The sequence below is a fragment of the Alteromonas sp. ABV2_168 genome, from assembly GCF_056161165.1.
Genome location: NZ_JBSWYQ010000003.1, coordinates 1 through 15,326, shown reverse-complemented (window position 1 = coordinate 15,326; position 15,326 = coordinate 1). Strand labels below are relative to the sequence as shown.

12 protein-coding genes and 4 tRNA genes are annotated in these 15,326 nt (G+C 47.6%); 1 reads left to right on the top strand and 15 read right to left on the bottom strand.

Features of this window, described 5'->3' with window-relative positions:
- Window positions 1-4: 4 nt before the first annotated feature.
- Window positions 5-2,182, top strand: a complete 2,178-nt coding sequence (gene pdsS / locus ACXAH4_RS05620; protein WP_474881102.1) for a proteobacterial dedicated sortase system histidine kinase — start codon at window positions 5-7, stop codon at window positions 2,180-2,182.
- A gap of 7 nt (window positions 2,183-2,189) precedes the next feature.
- Here the strand turns inward: pdsS and ACXAH4_RS05615 are convergent, their stop codons facing one another.
- The 15 genes from ACXAH4_RS05615 to ACXAH4_RS05545 all read right to left on the bottom strand — a co-directional run bounded on the left by ACXAH4_RS05615 (window position 2,190) and on the right by ACXAH4_RS05545 (window position 14,761).
- Complete coding sequence (locus ACXAH4_RS05615) at window positions 2,190-3,257, bottom strand: CNNM domain-containing protein (protein WP_119499906.1); 1,068 nt, start codon at window positions 3,255-3,257, stop codon at window positions 2,190-2,192.
- Window positions 3,258-3,396: 139 nt separating this feature from the next.
- Complete coding sequence (locus tag ACXAH4_RS05610) at window positions 3,397-5,070, bottom strand: carbon starvation CstA family protein (RefSeq protein WP_119499905.1); 1,674 nt, start codon at window positions 5,068-5,070, stop codon at window positions 3,397-3,399.
- A gap of 209 nt (window positions 5,071-5,279) precedes the next feature.
- A complete protein-coding gene (locus tag ACXAH4_RS05605; RefSeq protein WP_474881100.1) occupies window positions 5,280-6,860 on the bottom strand; it encodes a sensor domain-containing diguanylate cyclase in 1,581 nt (526 codons plus the stop codon).
- Window positions 6,861-6,883: 23 nt separating this feature from the next.
- Window positions 6,884-8,158: a hypothetical protein gene (locus ACXAH4_RS05600; RefSeq protein ID WP_474881098.1), complete on the bottom strand. Its 1,275-nt coding sequence runs from the start codon at window positions 8,156-8,158 to the stop codon at window positions 6,884-6,886.
- The gene (locus ACXAH4_RS05595) at window positions 8,145-8,594 is read right to left on the bottom strand and encodes a hypothetical protein (protein WP_474845338.1); all 450 of its coding nucleotides are present in this window, start codon (window positions 8,592-8,594) and stop codon (window positions 8,145-8,147) included. The genes ACXAH4_RS05600 and ACXAH4_RS05595 overlap by 14 nt, the downstream gene beginning before the upstream one ends.
- Window positions 8,595-8,737: 143 nt before the next feature.
- Window positions 8,738-9,922: an elongation factor Tu gene (tuf, locus tag ACXAH4_RS05590; protein WP_474845340.1), complete on the bottom strand. Its 1,185-nt coding sequence runs from the start codon at window positions 9,920-9,922 to the stop codon at window positions 8,738-8,740.
- Between the two features lie 70 nt (window positions 9,923-9,992).
- Window positions 9,993-10,068, bottom strand: a tRNA-Thr gene (locus tag ACXAH4_RS05585).
- 8 nt (window positions 10,069-10,076) lie between these two features.
- Window positions 10,077-10,151: transfer RNA gene (locus ACXAH4_RS05580), tRNA-Gly, on the bottom strand.
- Between the two features lie 33 nt (window positions 10,152-10,184).
- Window positions 10,185-10,269 (bottom strand) — tRNA-Tyr (locus tag ACXAH4_RS05575).
- Window positions 10,270-10,282: 13 nt separating this feature from the next.
- Window positions 10,283-10,358: transfer RNA gene (locus ACXAH4_RS05570), tRNA-Thr, on the bottom strand.
- A 115-nt stretch (window positions 10,359-10,473) separates the two neighbouring features.
- The gene (locus ACXAH4_RS05565) at window positions 10,474-11,214 is read right to left on the bottom strand and encodes a type III pantothenate kinase (protein WP_474881097.1); all 741 of its coding nucleotides are present in this window, start codon (window positions 11,212-11,214) and stop codon (window positions 10,474-10,476) included.
- Entirely contained in the window at window positions 11,204-12,190 is a 987-nt protein-coding gene (gene birA, locus ACXAH4_RS05560; protein ID WP_474845344.1) for a bifunctional biotin--[acetyl-CoA-carboxylase] ligase/biotin operon repressor BirA, read from the bottom strand. Before birA ends, ACXAH4_RS05565 begins: the two co-directional genes overlap by 11 nt.
- Window positions 12,187-13,176, bottom strand: a complete 990-nt coding sequence (gene murB, locus ACXAH4_RS05555) for a UDP-N-acetylmuramate dehydrogenase (protein WP_474845346.1) — start codon at window positions 13,174-13,176, stop codon at window positions 12,187-12,189. Before murB ends, birA begins: the two co-directional genes overlap by 4 nt.
- A gap of 136 nt (window positions 13,177-13,312) precedes the next feature.
- The gene (gene gmhB, locus ACXAH4_RS05550; protein WP_474881095.1) at window positions 13,313-13,864 is read right to left on the bottom strand and encodes a D-glycero-beta-D-manno-heptose 1,7-bisphosphate 7-phosphatase; all 552 of its coding nucleotides are present in this window, start codon (window positions 13,862-13,864) and stop codon (window positions 13,313-13,315) included.
- A gap of 144 nt (window positions 13,865-14,008) precedes the next feature.
- Window positions 14,009-14,761, bottom strand: coding sequence for a hypothetical protein (locus ACXAH4_RS05545; RefSeq protein ID WP_474845350.1), 753 nt, complete (start codon window positions 14,759-14,761; stop codon window positions 14,009-14,011).
- Window positions 14,762-15,326 lie beyond the last annotated feature (565 nt).

Here is a 15,326-nt window from a genome sequence, read left to right as displayed (position 1 = left end):
GTTCGTGAACTTACGCTTTTCTATCCGCCTGCAATTGCTGGTGCTGTCGCTATTTCTGTTCACCATCCCCTGGCTGGGGTACCGCTATGTGTGGGAGCTTGAACAATATTTGCGGACCGGGCAGGAACAAACCATGATTGGTACAGCAAGAGCGGTGGCCACTGCGCTGCACGAACGCCCGGCCCTGTTTGACAGTCAGTCTGCCTACTTAAAAGATGTTCGCCCCGGCACAGATTTGTACGCTCCGCCCATCCCCACTCCCATTCAGCTGGATGGCAAATTTTCAGACTGGAATGCAGTCTCTGGCCTCAGTCAGCAATATGGTGAAGGTCAGGTAGTTTCGTGGTTTGGCAAAGTTGCGGATTTTCCGCCGGTGACACTGTCTTTTAATCATATGGTGGGACGCTACGGAAAATACCTGTATGCCATGTTTGATGTGCAGGATGACAGCGTTGTGTGGCGTGCATCTAACGCACTGGCCGTTGATCAGAGTGACCATTTACTGATCAGTGTTATTGCCGGTGACGGCGAACTGGAACGTTTTGTCATTGCACCTTACTCAGAAGGCTGGGTGAATGCATTTAAGCTGGACGACACGCCGGGGGGCTACAGAGCCACAGACAACGAACTGCGTATTCAGGGCCGCTGGCAACTAACCGGTGAGGGATACGGCATTGAACTACGCTTTCCATTGAGTATGACCACAGGCGCTCTCGCCTTTGCGCTGGTTGATGTGGACGATCCGGCCAGCCGGGAGAAGCGCTACGCGGTGGGCACAGCGAACCCCAATCAGGCCGACGGCATGGGCACGGTACTGACGCCGTCGCCGGAAATTGAACGCATCCTTTCCGGGCTTAAATATGCCGATTCACGGGTGTGGGTAGTCGATAACCACATGCGTGTACTTGCCAGAGCCGGCTCGATCCAGTCCGCCTCCGGGTTTAAAGTACGCCGCCAAGAGCAACAGGGCTATCGCTGGTGGCAGTGGCTTGAGCAGCATGTTTTGCTGCCGCTTTATTATCATATCCTGACCCGTCCGCCAGCCGGATTTGTTGATGAGTTACAGGGCGCGTATGCATTAGCCGGAAAAGATATTGCTTCGGCGCTGTCCGGCACACCGGATTCCTTATGGCGGCTTTCTCCTGACAGTAAAGCCGTTATTCTTTCCGCCGCTTACCCTATTTATATTGAGGAAAACGTAATGGGTGCAGTGGTGGTTGAACAAACCACCAACGGCATCCGTACCCTGCGAAACCGTGCTCTGGAGCAACTTTTCCATGTAATCCTGGCAGTGATGCTGCTGGGCACCCTCAGTTTATTTTTGTTTGCTAACCGTATTTCTAACCGGGTGCGGACACTGAGAGACAACACTGAGGCAGTGATTGACGATAACGGCAAAATTGTCGGCAGTTTACCGGCAGTGCGCCGTGTAGATGAAATTGATGACTTGCATCAGTCCTTCGCCGGCGTGTTAAACCGTCTTCAGCAATACAATTCGTATCTGGAAAACATGGCCTCACGACTCTCCCACGAATTGCGGACGCCTATTGCTGTTGTACGTTCATCACTGGACACCATCAGCGAAGTGAAAGATCCTTCCCAGCAGTCTGTTCTGATTGGCCGGGCGCAAAGCGGCATCACCCGGTTAAGCACCATTTTAAACAGTATGAGTGAAGCCACACGACTGGAACATGCTATCGCTCAGGAAGACCCCGAACTGTTCGATGCAGCCGCTGTCGTTTCCGGCTGTTTTGATGGTTACGCCCATGTTTTTTCTGAACGCACCTTCCAACTTAAAATCTCGCTGGAAGAGGCAAAATTACGGGGTTCAGGGGATTTATTCGCGCAGATGCTGGATAAAATTATCGCCAACGCGGTGGAGTTCAGTCACAACGGCGATACGATTACAGTGCACTTATGGCGGGAAGGTAAATCAGTAAAACTGTCGGTGACCAACCCGGGACCACCGTTGCCCGATAACATGAACGACAACCTGTTGCAGTCGATGGTATCGGTGAGGCCGGATGAAGAACGTCACAAATCCGCTGAACACCCTCACCTTGGTTTAGGACTGTTTATTGCCAATATGATTGCTGGCTACCACAAAGGGCGTGTGCAACTGAATAACCTGCCGGACAACACCGGCGTTTGTGTTGTGGTGCAGTTGCCTCTGGCGGTCTAGGGATTTTTTAATCATCGCCGCCAAGGTCAGGCACGTTTTTCATCAGCATGGCAGCCCGGCGGCGCGCCATATTCTGTGCATATTTGCGGATGCTGACCGTATTGTCTTTCTCATCCACAATTTCAATACCGAGAAGATGCTCAAGAATATCTTCCAGCGTAACAATTCCTTCCAGACCGCCGTATTCGTCCACTACCATGAAAATGTGCACCCGCCGCGTCATGAACAAATCAAGGACATTGGCAATAGGCATACTGCTCAATACCGTGATCATATCCCGCCGGTAATCTTTCAATTGTTTTTGCGTATTCCCTCTGGCGTAGGCCAGCAGTAAATCTGAACGCATAACAAAACCATGGATATGCTCACTGTCTTCGCCGGTGTAAACCGGTATGCGGGAGAACTCCATATGAGCATGTTGATGGAAGAAGCCTTCCACTGTCATGGTTTCCGATAAGGAGAACATCGACGTACGGTGAGTCATGGCATCCCGCACCTTCACTTCATGCATATTCAGCATGTTTTTCAGAAAGGCGGTCTCCTTTTCGGCCAGTTGTCCTTCCTGCCAGGACAACTCAGCCATTGCCTGCAATTCATTGCGGCTCAGCCCTCTTAGCGGGCTTTCTTCTTTAAACCCTTTTGTGAGTTTTTCAGAAAACCATACAAAGGGGGTTAATAACCAGGTGAGGTATTTCAGAAACCATGCCGTCGGTGTCGCCAGTGCCCGCCAGTAGGTTGCGCCCAGCGTCTTTGGAATGATCTCAGAAAAGATCAGAATGAGTAAGGTCAAAATCGCACTGATGATCCCCAGATATGCGTCGCCAAACACCACGGCGGCCTGCGCACCTGCTCCCGCGGCTCCCATGGTATGGGCAATGGTATTTAATGTCAGAATGGCGGATAAGGGCTTGTTGATATCATCGGTCAATCCCCGCAGCAATTTACCGGAAGGTGCGCCTTCCTTTTCCAGCACTGAAATATAGGCAGAAGAAATACTAAGGATCACCGCCTCAGCTATCGAGCAAAGAAATGAAAAGCCCAGCGCTATTAAAATATAAACAATCAGCAGAAACATAGCGTTGCTAAACCCGTTAATTAGACGCGAAAAATAACCATAACGTATCTGCAGGCAGTTTGCAGATATTCTGTTATCCACCTGTACAAACAAAACAGCCGGCAAGTGCCGGCTGTTTAATTTCAGTAAGGATGCATGCTTAAGCTTGCTGTTTTTCCCGCTTGAATTTAGCGATAACAGACCAGGCTTCCAGCATAACCAGCACACTGACAACCAGTACCACTGCATCCAGGAATACCAGCAGGTAATTTTCCGCTGCCCAGTATTCCTGAAGCTTAATGACACCGGCAAAGAATGCCATCACCAGAACAAACGTCATCGGAATAAGCGTGTATATGGCCGGGCGGTTCATTTTGATCAACATTACCGAGATAACCAGCAATGTCAGTGACGCCAGGATTTGGTTAGTCGACCCGAACAATGGCCAGATGATCATACCGCCGGAGCCGGATGCGCCACCGGCACCGAATGACAGCAGCAAACAGGTACCCACTGCAACCAGCGTAGCGACAACGCCATTTTTGAGGATATTAAGGTTATAAATCTCGCCCCATTCCTGGATGATGTAACGTTGTAAACGCACACCTGAGTCCATGGTAGTACCGGCAAACAGTACAACCATAACGGCAAGAATGGTGGACGAGAAATCTACCGGTAATCCCCAGCCTTGCTGGATAAGGTTTGCACCACCGGTAATGAAGGCAGCAACACTGCCGTCGCCAAGGTGACTGTACACTTCGTGCCATTCCTCAGGGGATGCGGCTAAGGCTACGCCACTCACTGCAACGATGGTGATAAGTGCAAGACTTCCCTCGCCTACAGCACCGAGATACCCAACGAAACGGGCATCCGTCTCTTTATTCAACTGCTTGGAGCTGGTACCGGAAGATACAATGCCGTGGAAACCTGAAACAGCACCACAGGCAATGGTCACGAACAGCAGCGGGATGAGGCTCGGTGTATCAATAGCAGTTTGCGTATTGAACGCCGGTGCCGTGATATCCGGCATAGACATAAATACCGCTCCGTACAGCAGCAGTAAGCCAACCAGTAACTGCATACCGTTGATAAAATCACGTGGTTGCAGCAGCATCCACACCGGTAACAGCGATGCAATGGCAGCATAGATGAACAGAATGATGATCCAGTTGGCGTTAGCGGATAAACCAAACATGGTTTCCGGCAGCTCAAGAGGGATATAACTGCCCGCATAAACCGACGCATAAAGCACAATAATACCAACCACACACATGGGAATAAGGCTGAAATTGCGCTTGAGCAACTGACCAATCACCAGGGCAACAACAATCGCCATCCAGGCAGGGAAAACCGCGTTAGGCTGAGAGACAAACGACTTGGCAATCACCACGCCGAATACCGCATTCACCATAAGCAGTACGAGGAAGATGACGACCATGAAAAGCGCACGGGAGCGTTTCCCGATAACACTTTCAGACAGCGCCCCCATGGACTTCCCTTTATGGCGGTTACTCGCCCACAAAGCGCCCATATCATGAACACCGGCGAAGAAAATGGTACCGAATACCACCCACAGAACGGCCGGAACCCAACCCCAGTACACGGCAATAGCCGGCCCGACGATGGGAGCAGCACCGGCTACGGAGGTAAAGTGGTGGCCCCATAAAACCACTTTGTTTGTGGGAACGTAATCGACTCCGTCGCGCAGTTCGTGAGCAGGCGTCACAAAACTGTCGTCGAGACGGAAAATCTTATCGGCAATGAACCTGGAGTATACAAACCATCCTAGTAGCATGCCTATGATGCCAAGGACGACGATCATTATTGACTGCATAGATTAATCCTGAGTTAGAGGGTACGTTGTTATCATTATTTAAAGTAACGAAATGTACACTGAGTTGTGAAGCTTTTTTATACAGCATTGACAGGCGTGTGACGACACATCCTGATAATTTACAAGCTGTTAAATTTTACCTGCGTACATAATGCATTACAGTTCATTCACCTGAATAAATGCAACACTGCCCGGAGAGTGCGGAAATTCTAATACGATTCGATGCGATGTCCGCCCCGGTGTTCCCGTTTTACGGCATACATCAACTCATCAGCTTTCGCCAGTAAAGTGGTCAGTTCAGCATGCTCACGCTTCAGCAGCATTGCGCCGACGGTTGCAGAAACAGCACACGTGCCGACGCCTTCAACAGGTACCGGTACGCTGATCATATCGATAAGCAGTTTGCACTGAATGTCGATGTCATTCAGGAAGGTCCTGCCTGCCAGCAAGCCAACAACAAATTCATCACCTCCCCAGCGACAGCATACACAGGTAACATCGGCAAAAAATCTCGGGATCCGGCTTCCCACCGCTTCAAGTACTTTATCTCCGGCTTCATGACCATACTCATCGTTCACCGGTTTAAACTTGTCCAGATCGATCATCATCAATACAAAGGTTTTGTCATTACCGGCAGAGGCAGAGATAAGATTTCTGAGGAAAGGTTCACCGCCACGCCGGTTATGCAAACCGGTGAGGGGATCATGTTCAGCAGCAAAGCGCACCTGCTCTTCACGTCGCATGCGCCCGGTAATATCATTAACGATAACTTCAATGAGTACCTCACCCTCGCGATGCTGACTGATACGTTGTTCACTGACGCAAGCAAACAGACAGTGCACCCATTTAACTTCCCCGTTCTCGTAATAAGAAAGGTCGACAGAGTCCTGTTCAGCGTTTTCTCTTTTTGAGAAGCTGGAAGCGATGGCTTCAACTTGCCCGGACTCGTTAAATTTACGACAAAATGTATCCAGCGAACTGATATTACCCAGCATGCTTCTGAACGCCGGATTTGCCTGCAACAGGCCTTTTTTCGGGGAAATCAGCGCAATACCTATAGTAGCCCTCTCAAAAAGAAGACGGAATTGCCGTTCCAGTTTCTCGGTGTCTTTGCGAAGTTGCTTTTCCTGTAAGTAGAAATGCCGGGTCGCGGATATCATTCCGTTCATCCGGCTAATCAGCTTGCCCAGTTCATCCTGCCGTTTCTTCACTATTGTGATAGTTTGCAGGTTGTCAGGATCGGAAGGGTCAACCCGCTCAAACTCGCGGCTCAGCTTCAATAATGGCCTGGACAGCATTTCGTTAGTCACAATTGCTACGGCCACGGTAATGCAAAGAGCAACCAGTAACATCGATAAACTCCCCTGCATCGCGAACTCGCTTACGTTGCGCTGAATAAATTCAATATCCGGGTATACAGAGAGCTTCCCGATGGTTTGATCTTCGATAAACGGGTGAATCAAAGGAATAACAACACCGCCTTCCGGCGTTATAAGCTCTCCGCTTTGGGCCAGTACCCCTTCATTAGTTGTCACCACGGCAGCCATAACTAAATCATTTCTCACCAGACCTTCGGTAATCTCCTTCGCCAGAATATCGTCTTCCACATAAACGGCGATAGCAGAAGGCTTGCGGGTACTGTCAGCGAGTTGTGCCACCAGTTGTTTAGTGATAAACATCAGAGAGTCTTCGCTCTGCTGATACACGATACTGCCACCGGCAATGGCAATAATCCCTCCGATAAGAGCGATAATAGAGGCAACCCGGATGTGTAGTCTGCGTAGAAACATTCGTGCAATCCGTTTGCGTTACGTCAAAATGTTGTACTGTATGTCAGGCTGACAACGTTGCTCATGTGGTCTCCGGATACTTGCTGATACAAACTCACTCCCCAGAGCGCATAACCGGGAACGTCAATCCAATAATGGTCATACTGGAATTTTATTGCTGACGACGGCGATACATCCCACCGAACTCCCACACTAACTGAGCGCTGACTTTGTGAAATCGCATTCGAAATCTCCTGGCTGGCGAACGACAGTAAACCGAGATATTGTGCTGTTTCTGCATCTGGCGCTTGTGAGAAATCAGGAACTGGCAGTTGCCGGGATGATTCAGTTTCTTCTATCCCCGCTAAGGTGATGTAAGGCAGAAAGTCGCCAAAACGGTAGCCAAGGCTGATATACCCGGATACATAAGGAGATAAAAGGGTCCAGGCTGAATCCATCGCGACCATTTCTGCCATGACGAGCCATTCATCGTTGTTGTACTGATACCCTAAAGACAAATACCAGATAGCCTCATTGTCCATGTGCAAATGATCATAGACTTCATCAACGCCCGGCCAGAGCACATCAGGTACCGCCAGAAGGCTATCATAAAAGGCCTCGAAATCTCCTCCGTTAAAATGGGTTCTGTCTCCCATAAAGTAGGACCCGGTTACCTTTACAAGCCAGTCGTATGCCTCGTATGTTGTAGTCGCATTCAGGACATAGTCGTAATAAATCGTGGTAAAACTGTCGAGGGCAAACAGATTACTTTCTGACTTTCCGGCAGCAAATGTGTGCTGCCACACGCCGTTATTCGCATTATGGCGGTATTGAATCTCAGCACCGTCCACATACGACACTGATGAAGTGGGCAAATAGAAATCGACCGGCGGTCTTACCCATGGATAGGCATAGCTGACATTTCTGTATTCAGAGAGTAAATAGGCGTTGTAATTCATCCGGCCAACACGGGCTGACCAGTTCCGGTCGAACTGATAGCGAAGAAAGACCATTTCAAAATAGTTAGCAACTTCGCTGTCTCCGCGGTCCTGTGCAATAGCCTGTACCACTAAGTCCAGATCGTTTGAGAAGTGATAGTTGAACTGAAACCCGATCATGGTATCGGTGAAGACATTAAAATGCATTCTGGGCTTATTCAGATAAGAGGAACGGAACGCAAGCTCGTCGTTACTGCTGTAACTGCCGCCCACCGTTGCAAAACCGCTGAACCGCCAGTTATCGTCATCCGCGCATTGTGCCGCGGCAGAGACCAGCAACAAAGGTAAAACGAGTAAGAGACGGATTTTATTCGAGTACAAGAACAATTTTCATCTCCTCTGAAACAGCATTCATTGGAACATAGGCAATATAGTGCTGATTGCCATTAAACAACTCACCAAGATTCGCTACCGAATTCACCTGAACCGGCGCTTTGGCACGACCGGAAAACAGTAAGCGGGACCAGTACGAGTTCACCTGACGCAGGGAGCGGTTCACCAGTGTCTGATAAAACTCTCCTTTCAGATGAAGCTCAGATTTGTAATCAAGGGGAATAAGCACTTCGCCGTCAGATGTCTCGGTAAAACGCCCCATAAATAAATCGATGACTTCAGCTTTCGAAAGGGACTGGACGGCACTGTCGGAGTGAACGACGACAGCAATGGAGTTTTCAGCATTTAACGCGCTTGCATGAAAAGACGTTGTACAGAATACAACGCTGAACAGCAGCCAGATAATTGCCAAACTTTTTGTCATGAAGAAGCTGGGATTACTGAGTAACGAAGAAGGTGACTTAACTATAGCCGATATGTTTTAAGTTGCTAATTTTGCGGGAGGAAAAGAAAAACAAAAAAGGTCGCTTGCGCGACCTTTTTTTTGGACTAGTGTGTAGTCATCAATTACTTGATGATTTTAGCTACAACACCAGCACCTACTGTACGACCACCTTCACGGATTGCGAAGCGCAGACCTTCTTCCATCGCGATTGGAGCGATCAGGTCAACGACGAATTTCAGGTTGTCACCAGGCATTACCATTTCTACGCCTTCTGGCAGCTCAACGGCACCAGTTACGTCAGTTGTACGGAAGTAGAACTGTGGACGGTAACCTTTGAAGAATGGAGTGTGACGACCGCCTTCATCTTTAGACAGTACGTATACTTCCGCTTCAAACTGAGTGTGAGGAGTGATTGAACCAGGCTTAGCCAGTACCTGACCACGCTCAACGTCATCACGCTTAGTACCACGCAGCAGAACACCAACGTTCTCACCTGCACGACCTTCGTCAAGCAGCTTACGGAACATTTCAACACCGGTACAAGTAGTTTTGGTTGTATCTCTGATACCAACGATTTCTACTTCTTCACCAACTTTGATGATACCTTGCTCAACACGACCAGTTACAACAGTACCACGGCCTGAGATTGAGAATACGTCTTCGATTGGCAGGATGAACGGCTTGTCGATAGCGCGCTCTGGCTCTGGAATGTAAGAATCCAGTGCTTCACCCAGTTCGATGATTTTCTTTTCCCACTCTGCGTCACCTTCAAGGGCTTTCAGAGCAGAACCTTTGATTACTGGCAGGTCGTCACCCGGGAATTCGTATTCAGTCAGAAGTTCACGAACTTCCATCTCAACCAGTTCCAGCAGCTCTTCATCATCAACCATGTCACATTTGTTCATGAATACGATGATGTAAGGGATACCAACCTGACGACCCAGCAGGATGTGCTCACGAGTCTGTGGCATAGGACCATCAGTCGCAGCAACTACCAGGATACCGCCGTCCATCTGAGCAGCACCAGTGATCATGTTTTTAACGTAATCAGCGTGTCCCGGGCAGTCTACGTGCGCGTAGTGGCGGGTAGGCGTGTCATATTCTACGTGTGAAGTAGAGATGGTGATACCACGAGCTTTTTCTTCAGGCGCGTTATCGATTTGGTCGAAAGCCTGAGCTGAACCACCGTAAGTCTTTGAAAGGACGGTAGTGATTGCTGCAGTCAGAGTGGTTTTACCGTGGTCAACGTGGCCGATTGTACCCACGTTTACGTGGGGTTTCGTACGTTCAAACTTTTCTTTTGCCATTTTTCTAGTATCCCAGCAAAGTTACGTTAAAAATAAAAAACAATTAATTTAAACATGAGCTGGGGAGAAATGGTGCTGATAGGCAGATTTGAACTGCCGACCTCACCCTTACCAAGGGTGCGCTCTACCAACTGAGCTATATCAGCACGGAAATTGGAGCGGGCAGCGGGAATCGAACCCGCATCATCAGCTTGGAAGGCTGAGGTAATAGCCATTATACGATGCCCGCGTTCCTAATTCTCTGGCCACCTCAATGAAAAAGTGGTGGAGGGGGCAGGATTCGAACCTGCGAAGGCTGAGCCGGCAGATTTACAGTCTGCTCCCGTTGACCGCTTGGGTACCCCTCCAGAGTTTGATGATTGGTGCCGACTGCCGGAATCGAACTGGCGACCTACTGATTACAAGTCAGTTGCTCTACCAACTGAGCTAAGTCGGCTCCTCATCAAGTGGGTGCGCATTCTAGAGTAAGTTATTACTCCGTGCAAGCGTCTTTTTTATTTTTTTTCGTTTTTTTGTCAGAGCGTTTTCTCTTTCAAATTAAACGAAAAATGTTACGCAAAAAGCTTACTTCTTGCGTAGCGGGCAAGACCTTGCACCACCAAATTCGCGGAACGGATAGTATCAGTGGAATGATTTATTGCAAGCATATTTTTATCTCCACCGCCGATAATTACAGCAAAATCGGATCGTTTGCTCAGCAAATAATCAATCACGCTTAAATAAACACCATTTAGCGCTGCATGACAACCCTGAGCAACGCACATTTCGGTTGAAGAGCCCGGTGCTAAATTTTGCGGTACTGAGTTGTCTGAGGTGACTCTTGCTGTATTTTTAACCAGAGCATCACGCATAAGATGAAAACCGGGACTTATCCAACCGCCTAAATGTTGACCATCTTCAACAAAATCACAGGTAATTGCAGTACCCATGTCGATCACACAAAACATTTTTCCGGTCATTTCCTGTGCAGCGACCATCGCCAGCCACCGGTCGACACCCATTTTTGTGACATCTTGATAGCTGTTGCGTACCCCAAAATTTTCTTTTTCGGTAAAAATTTCCTGAATGACTCTATTTTCTGTGTCACAGAAATGAATAATTTTTTCTGAAATGTCTTTTTTACCCACATTAGATAAAAAAATATGGGAGAAATGTGTATCCGACAGCCAAAGAATAAATGCATCTGCATCTGTATGAACAAGAGGCTCTGAATCTTTAACATCAGCAAGAGCAACAGACTTTATTCTGCTGTTCCCGGCATCAACCAACAGAACGGCGGTATCAGATACCACGAAGGCTTACCTCACCGCCATGGAAGCGGGTAATACCGTCTTCAGTTTCTACCAGCAGCGCCCCGCTCTGATCCACACCACGGTCAATACCGGAGAAACGCTTGTCGCCCATTTGCAAAACAATTTTCTTGTCTGCAAATAAATCCAGAGATTCCCAGTAAGGTACGAACTTGCCAAAGCCCCGCTGAGTAAACTCAGGCAACAACTCCCGGAGTGATTCGATAACAGCAGCAGCGAGCCTGTTACGGTCGGGCACTTCACCTAAGTAGCCGGTTAAATCACTGTGAGGTTGACCCACATCATACTGGGTGTCGGGTACATTCACGTTTAGGCCAATACCAATGACACTGTGCGCAGTAGCGCCGATCTGGCCCTCAACTTCAATGAGAACACCGGCCAGTTTACGGCCATTCAGATAAATATCATTCGGCCACTTAAGCTGAGCATCTTCAATTTTGAATTTTCTTAACGCTTCGCAGATGGCTACCCCAACGAGAAGGGACAATCCGGCCATGCTTTGATAACCATCCGGAAAAGACCAGTACATAGACATAGTAAGACTGCCTCCCACCGGCGCAGTCCATTTACGACCATGGCGGCCCTTACCGTCTGTTTGAACTTCGGCAAGTATTACGTCACCATCAGCTAAATCGTGCCGTGCTGTTGCAATACGTTTTTTCATTTCTGTATTGGTGGACGCCAGTACCGGCTCTACCTGTATGGTCGACAACCCTGGTCTGGCCAGGTGTTTTTTGATTTGCTCTGTACTGAGCATAGGAAAACCCTGATTCAATCTGTAACCTTTACCTTTTACTTTAAATACATCCAGGCCCCAGTCAGCAAGCTGCGAGATGTGCCCTGCCACAGCGGTTCTTGAAAGCCCTACCTGTTGAGCAATGATTTCGCCGGAATGAAATTGTCCGTCAGCCAGTACAGACAAAATGTGCTGTCGTATAATTTTCGAGGCCTGCTTCATAACGTAATTACTCCGGATTTGCCAACAAGCCTGACTTCCGGCTCCAGCTGAATATCAAATTTTTCATTTACGGCATTAATAATATCACCCGCCATCTTGATCACGTCCTCACCGGAAGCGTTTCCGGTATTGGTCAGCACCAAAGGTTGCGTGGGATGACATCGCACACCACCCGTTTCGCGGCCTTTGAATCCACATTGATCGATTAACCAGGCTGCAGGCACCTTTTTACCGCTCCCGGCTGCAAATCCCGGTACTTCTCCGTATGTATCTTTAATTTTTTCGTAACGGGCCGCGGTAATGACAGGGTTTTTAAAGAAACTACCGGCATTGCCCAACAGATCAGGATCAGGCAGCTTTGCCTTTCTCACTTCAATCACTTTGTTGTAGATACTTTCCGGTGTCGGGTCCTTCAGTGTTGCAAGCTCCCCATAAGACACAATCAGCTCGTTATTTACCGGCAGACGAAAATTAACGTAGGTGATCAGTACGTTTCCCGACAGACGGCGTTTAAACACACTGTCGCGATATCCAAATTCACATTTATCGTTGGATAACGTGTGCTGTTCACCGGTGGTGATATCAATATACTCAACAGACTCGATATATCTGCCGACCTCGAGACCATAAGCCCCGATGTTCTGTATTGGAGCTGCACCTGCAGACCCCGGAATCAGTGCCAGATTTTCTAAACCGTACCAACCATTATTTAAACAGTGAGTAACCAGGTTATGCCAGTTCTCACCGCCGGCGACGCGCAGCCTGTAACTATCTTCGGAGGTATTAACTTCTATTCCCCGCATGCCATTGATAAATACCGTGCCGTCAAAATCTGATAAAAACAGCGTGTTGCTGCCTCCGCCCAAAAGATAGCTACAGGCAGACTCCCGCCAGTTCAGGAGAAACTCATCCGGCGTTGTAAAATGACAAACTGCTTTGCAATTGGCCGGGAGGTGGAAAGTGTGGTGTGATGTTAGTGTGGGCACAGTCTAATAATACTTTTTCTCTTTGCCGCAATGGTAGGCGAACTGACCAGAGAATAAAAGCATCGCAGCGCTTAAAGCCGGTCAGCGACTATTGGTTTTGCAAAGGTGGACTATTTTATATCGTTATCTGGTTTATTTATTTGTCGCCAGGACTGAAGAAATGGGTAACCACGTCGTATAAATTATTGCAGGTAACGTAATAACCTTCTTTGTTCTCATCATCTTTGCCTATTTTGTACAACTGAGAAATTCCCGCTCTGCGTCCTGCTTCAATATCAGATAGTTTATCCCCTACCATGACGCTTTCACTGAGTGAGATATCAAATTGTTTCGCCGCGTCAAGCAGCATACCCGGTTCAGGTTTTCTGCATGAGCAATCCAGCAAATATTTCCCTTCTCCATGTTTGCTATGGTGCGGGCAATATTTTACGGCTTTAATATTGATCCCTTCCTTCTCGAATTCACCGAGCATCCATGTAGTTAATGACATAAACGCTGTTTCGTCGTAATAGCCCCGCGCAATACCGGACTGATTTGTAACGACGATGATTTCATATCCATTTTTTCTGATGGTGCGGCAGGCATCAAAAACACCCGGAACAAAATCAAATGAATCAGGCGAAGAAATATAGCCGTGATCGATATTGATAACGCCATCACGGTCGAGGAAGAAGGCTTTGGCTTTCATGTTTTACTAAGTAGAGAATATTTAGAGGCAAGTGTATCACTCAGCCGGAAATGAGGTAAAAGAATTGGGCAATAAGGCAATCTGAAAAGCCGCACGAAAGTGCGGCTTTAATGAGGTATGGTGTTTGTGATTAAACTAAGTTACTTACGAACGACGAAAGCGACGTAGAGCAACCAGTGATAAAGCCAGCATACCTAATGTAGCTGGAGCAGGTACTGATGTTGTAGGTGGCAAGCTAGATTGGCCTAACAGCGCATACCGTAACTGACCACCTGCATATAATACTTCACCGATACCGTTCCCCCAGAAAGACACAGTAGTGAATTCATCACTGTCATCAAAAGCTGCTACGAAAATTTCGAAAACTGATGCTGACGGATTTACCTGAGAAGGAAAGCGTCCTTCTGCAGTCGATGATGCAGACGCAACCATAATCGGCGTGCCCCCATCAAATGAAATAAATAAATCTGTTGTAGGAGAAGAACAGCAAGTTGCCCAGTCACCTACTTCAAAACCAACAGCATTCACAGGTGAATCAAAAGTAAAAGTAATGCCGCTACCAAAGTAATCCATTGGGTCCGTGCGTGGAGTTGAACCACCACCAGACGGATTAATACCAATTACCCGACCTGACATACTGCCATAACCGCTCACACTACCGGCACCACCGTCATTTTGAGTGATCACGTAGTCACCACGATCAATACTTACACCACCTGAAATCGTGTCCCAGATGTCAACAGTTACTGATTCACCAGCAGCCGCTACAGTACTGTCAAAAGACGCAACACCATCGGCGATTCCATCAAAAACCGTTAAGATTGTCGCATTAGCGGAGAAGCCTGAAGCCAAAGTGAGACCAGCAATAGCTCCGAACTTTACAAATGTATTTTTCATTTCCAGATCCTTATAAGTCCATTTCCCGTAGTAAAACCAAAACTACATTTTTAAAATTCTGTACATATTGTTACAAAGTACAGTATGCGTTTTTAGCAATAAACAAACCAAGTTTTTCGGGACCTATAAGCTATTGAAATTGATTTACTAATTTCAAATTCCTGAATTTCAGCAGGGTTCTTCGCAAATTAATTGTAAATTTTTTCGATACAAATTATTTCTTATTTCTTAAGTGAAATAAGAATATTCTAATACTATTTAATTAAATCTGAAGTAACATGCGTGCAGTGTTATATAGGGCTTTTCATGTACTAAGCCGTGAGATGCCGTGGTTAGAAAGGATACCCAGATAATATATTCAGCATTCCTTACTAGTTAAGTAATAGTATCCCGCATCCGTCTTGTCAAATTCCTGAATTAACAACCTAGCAGCAAAGGTATGATTAACCTAAGTTCGGAAAATATAGTTCGCACAAACGAAAAAAGCCCGCTCAGATGAGCGGGCTTCTTCGAATTGGGAGCCTGACGGTGTGCTACTCTCACATGGGGAGACCCCACACTACCA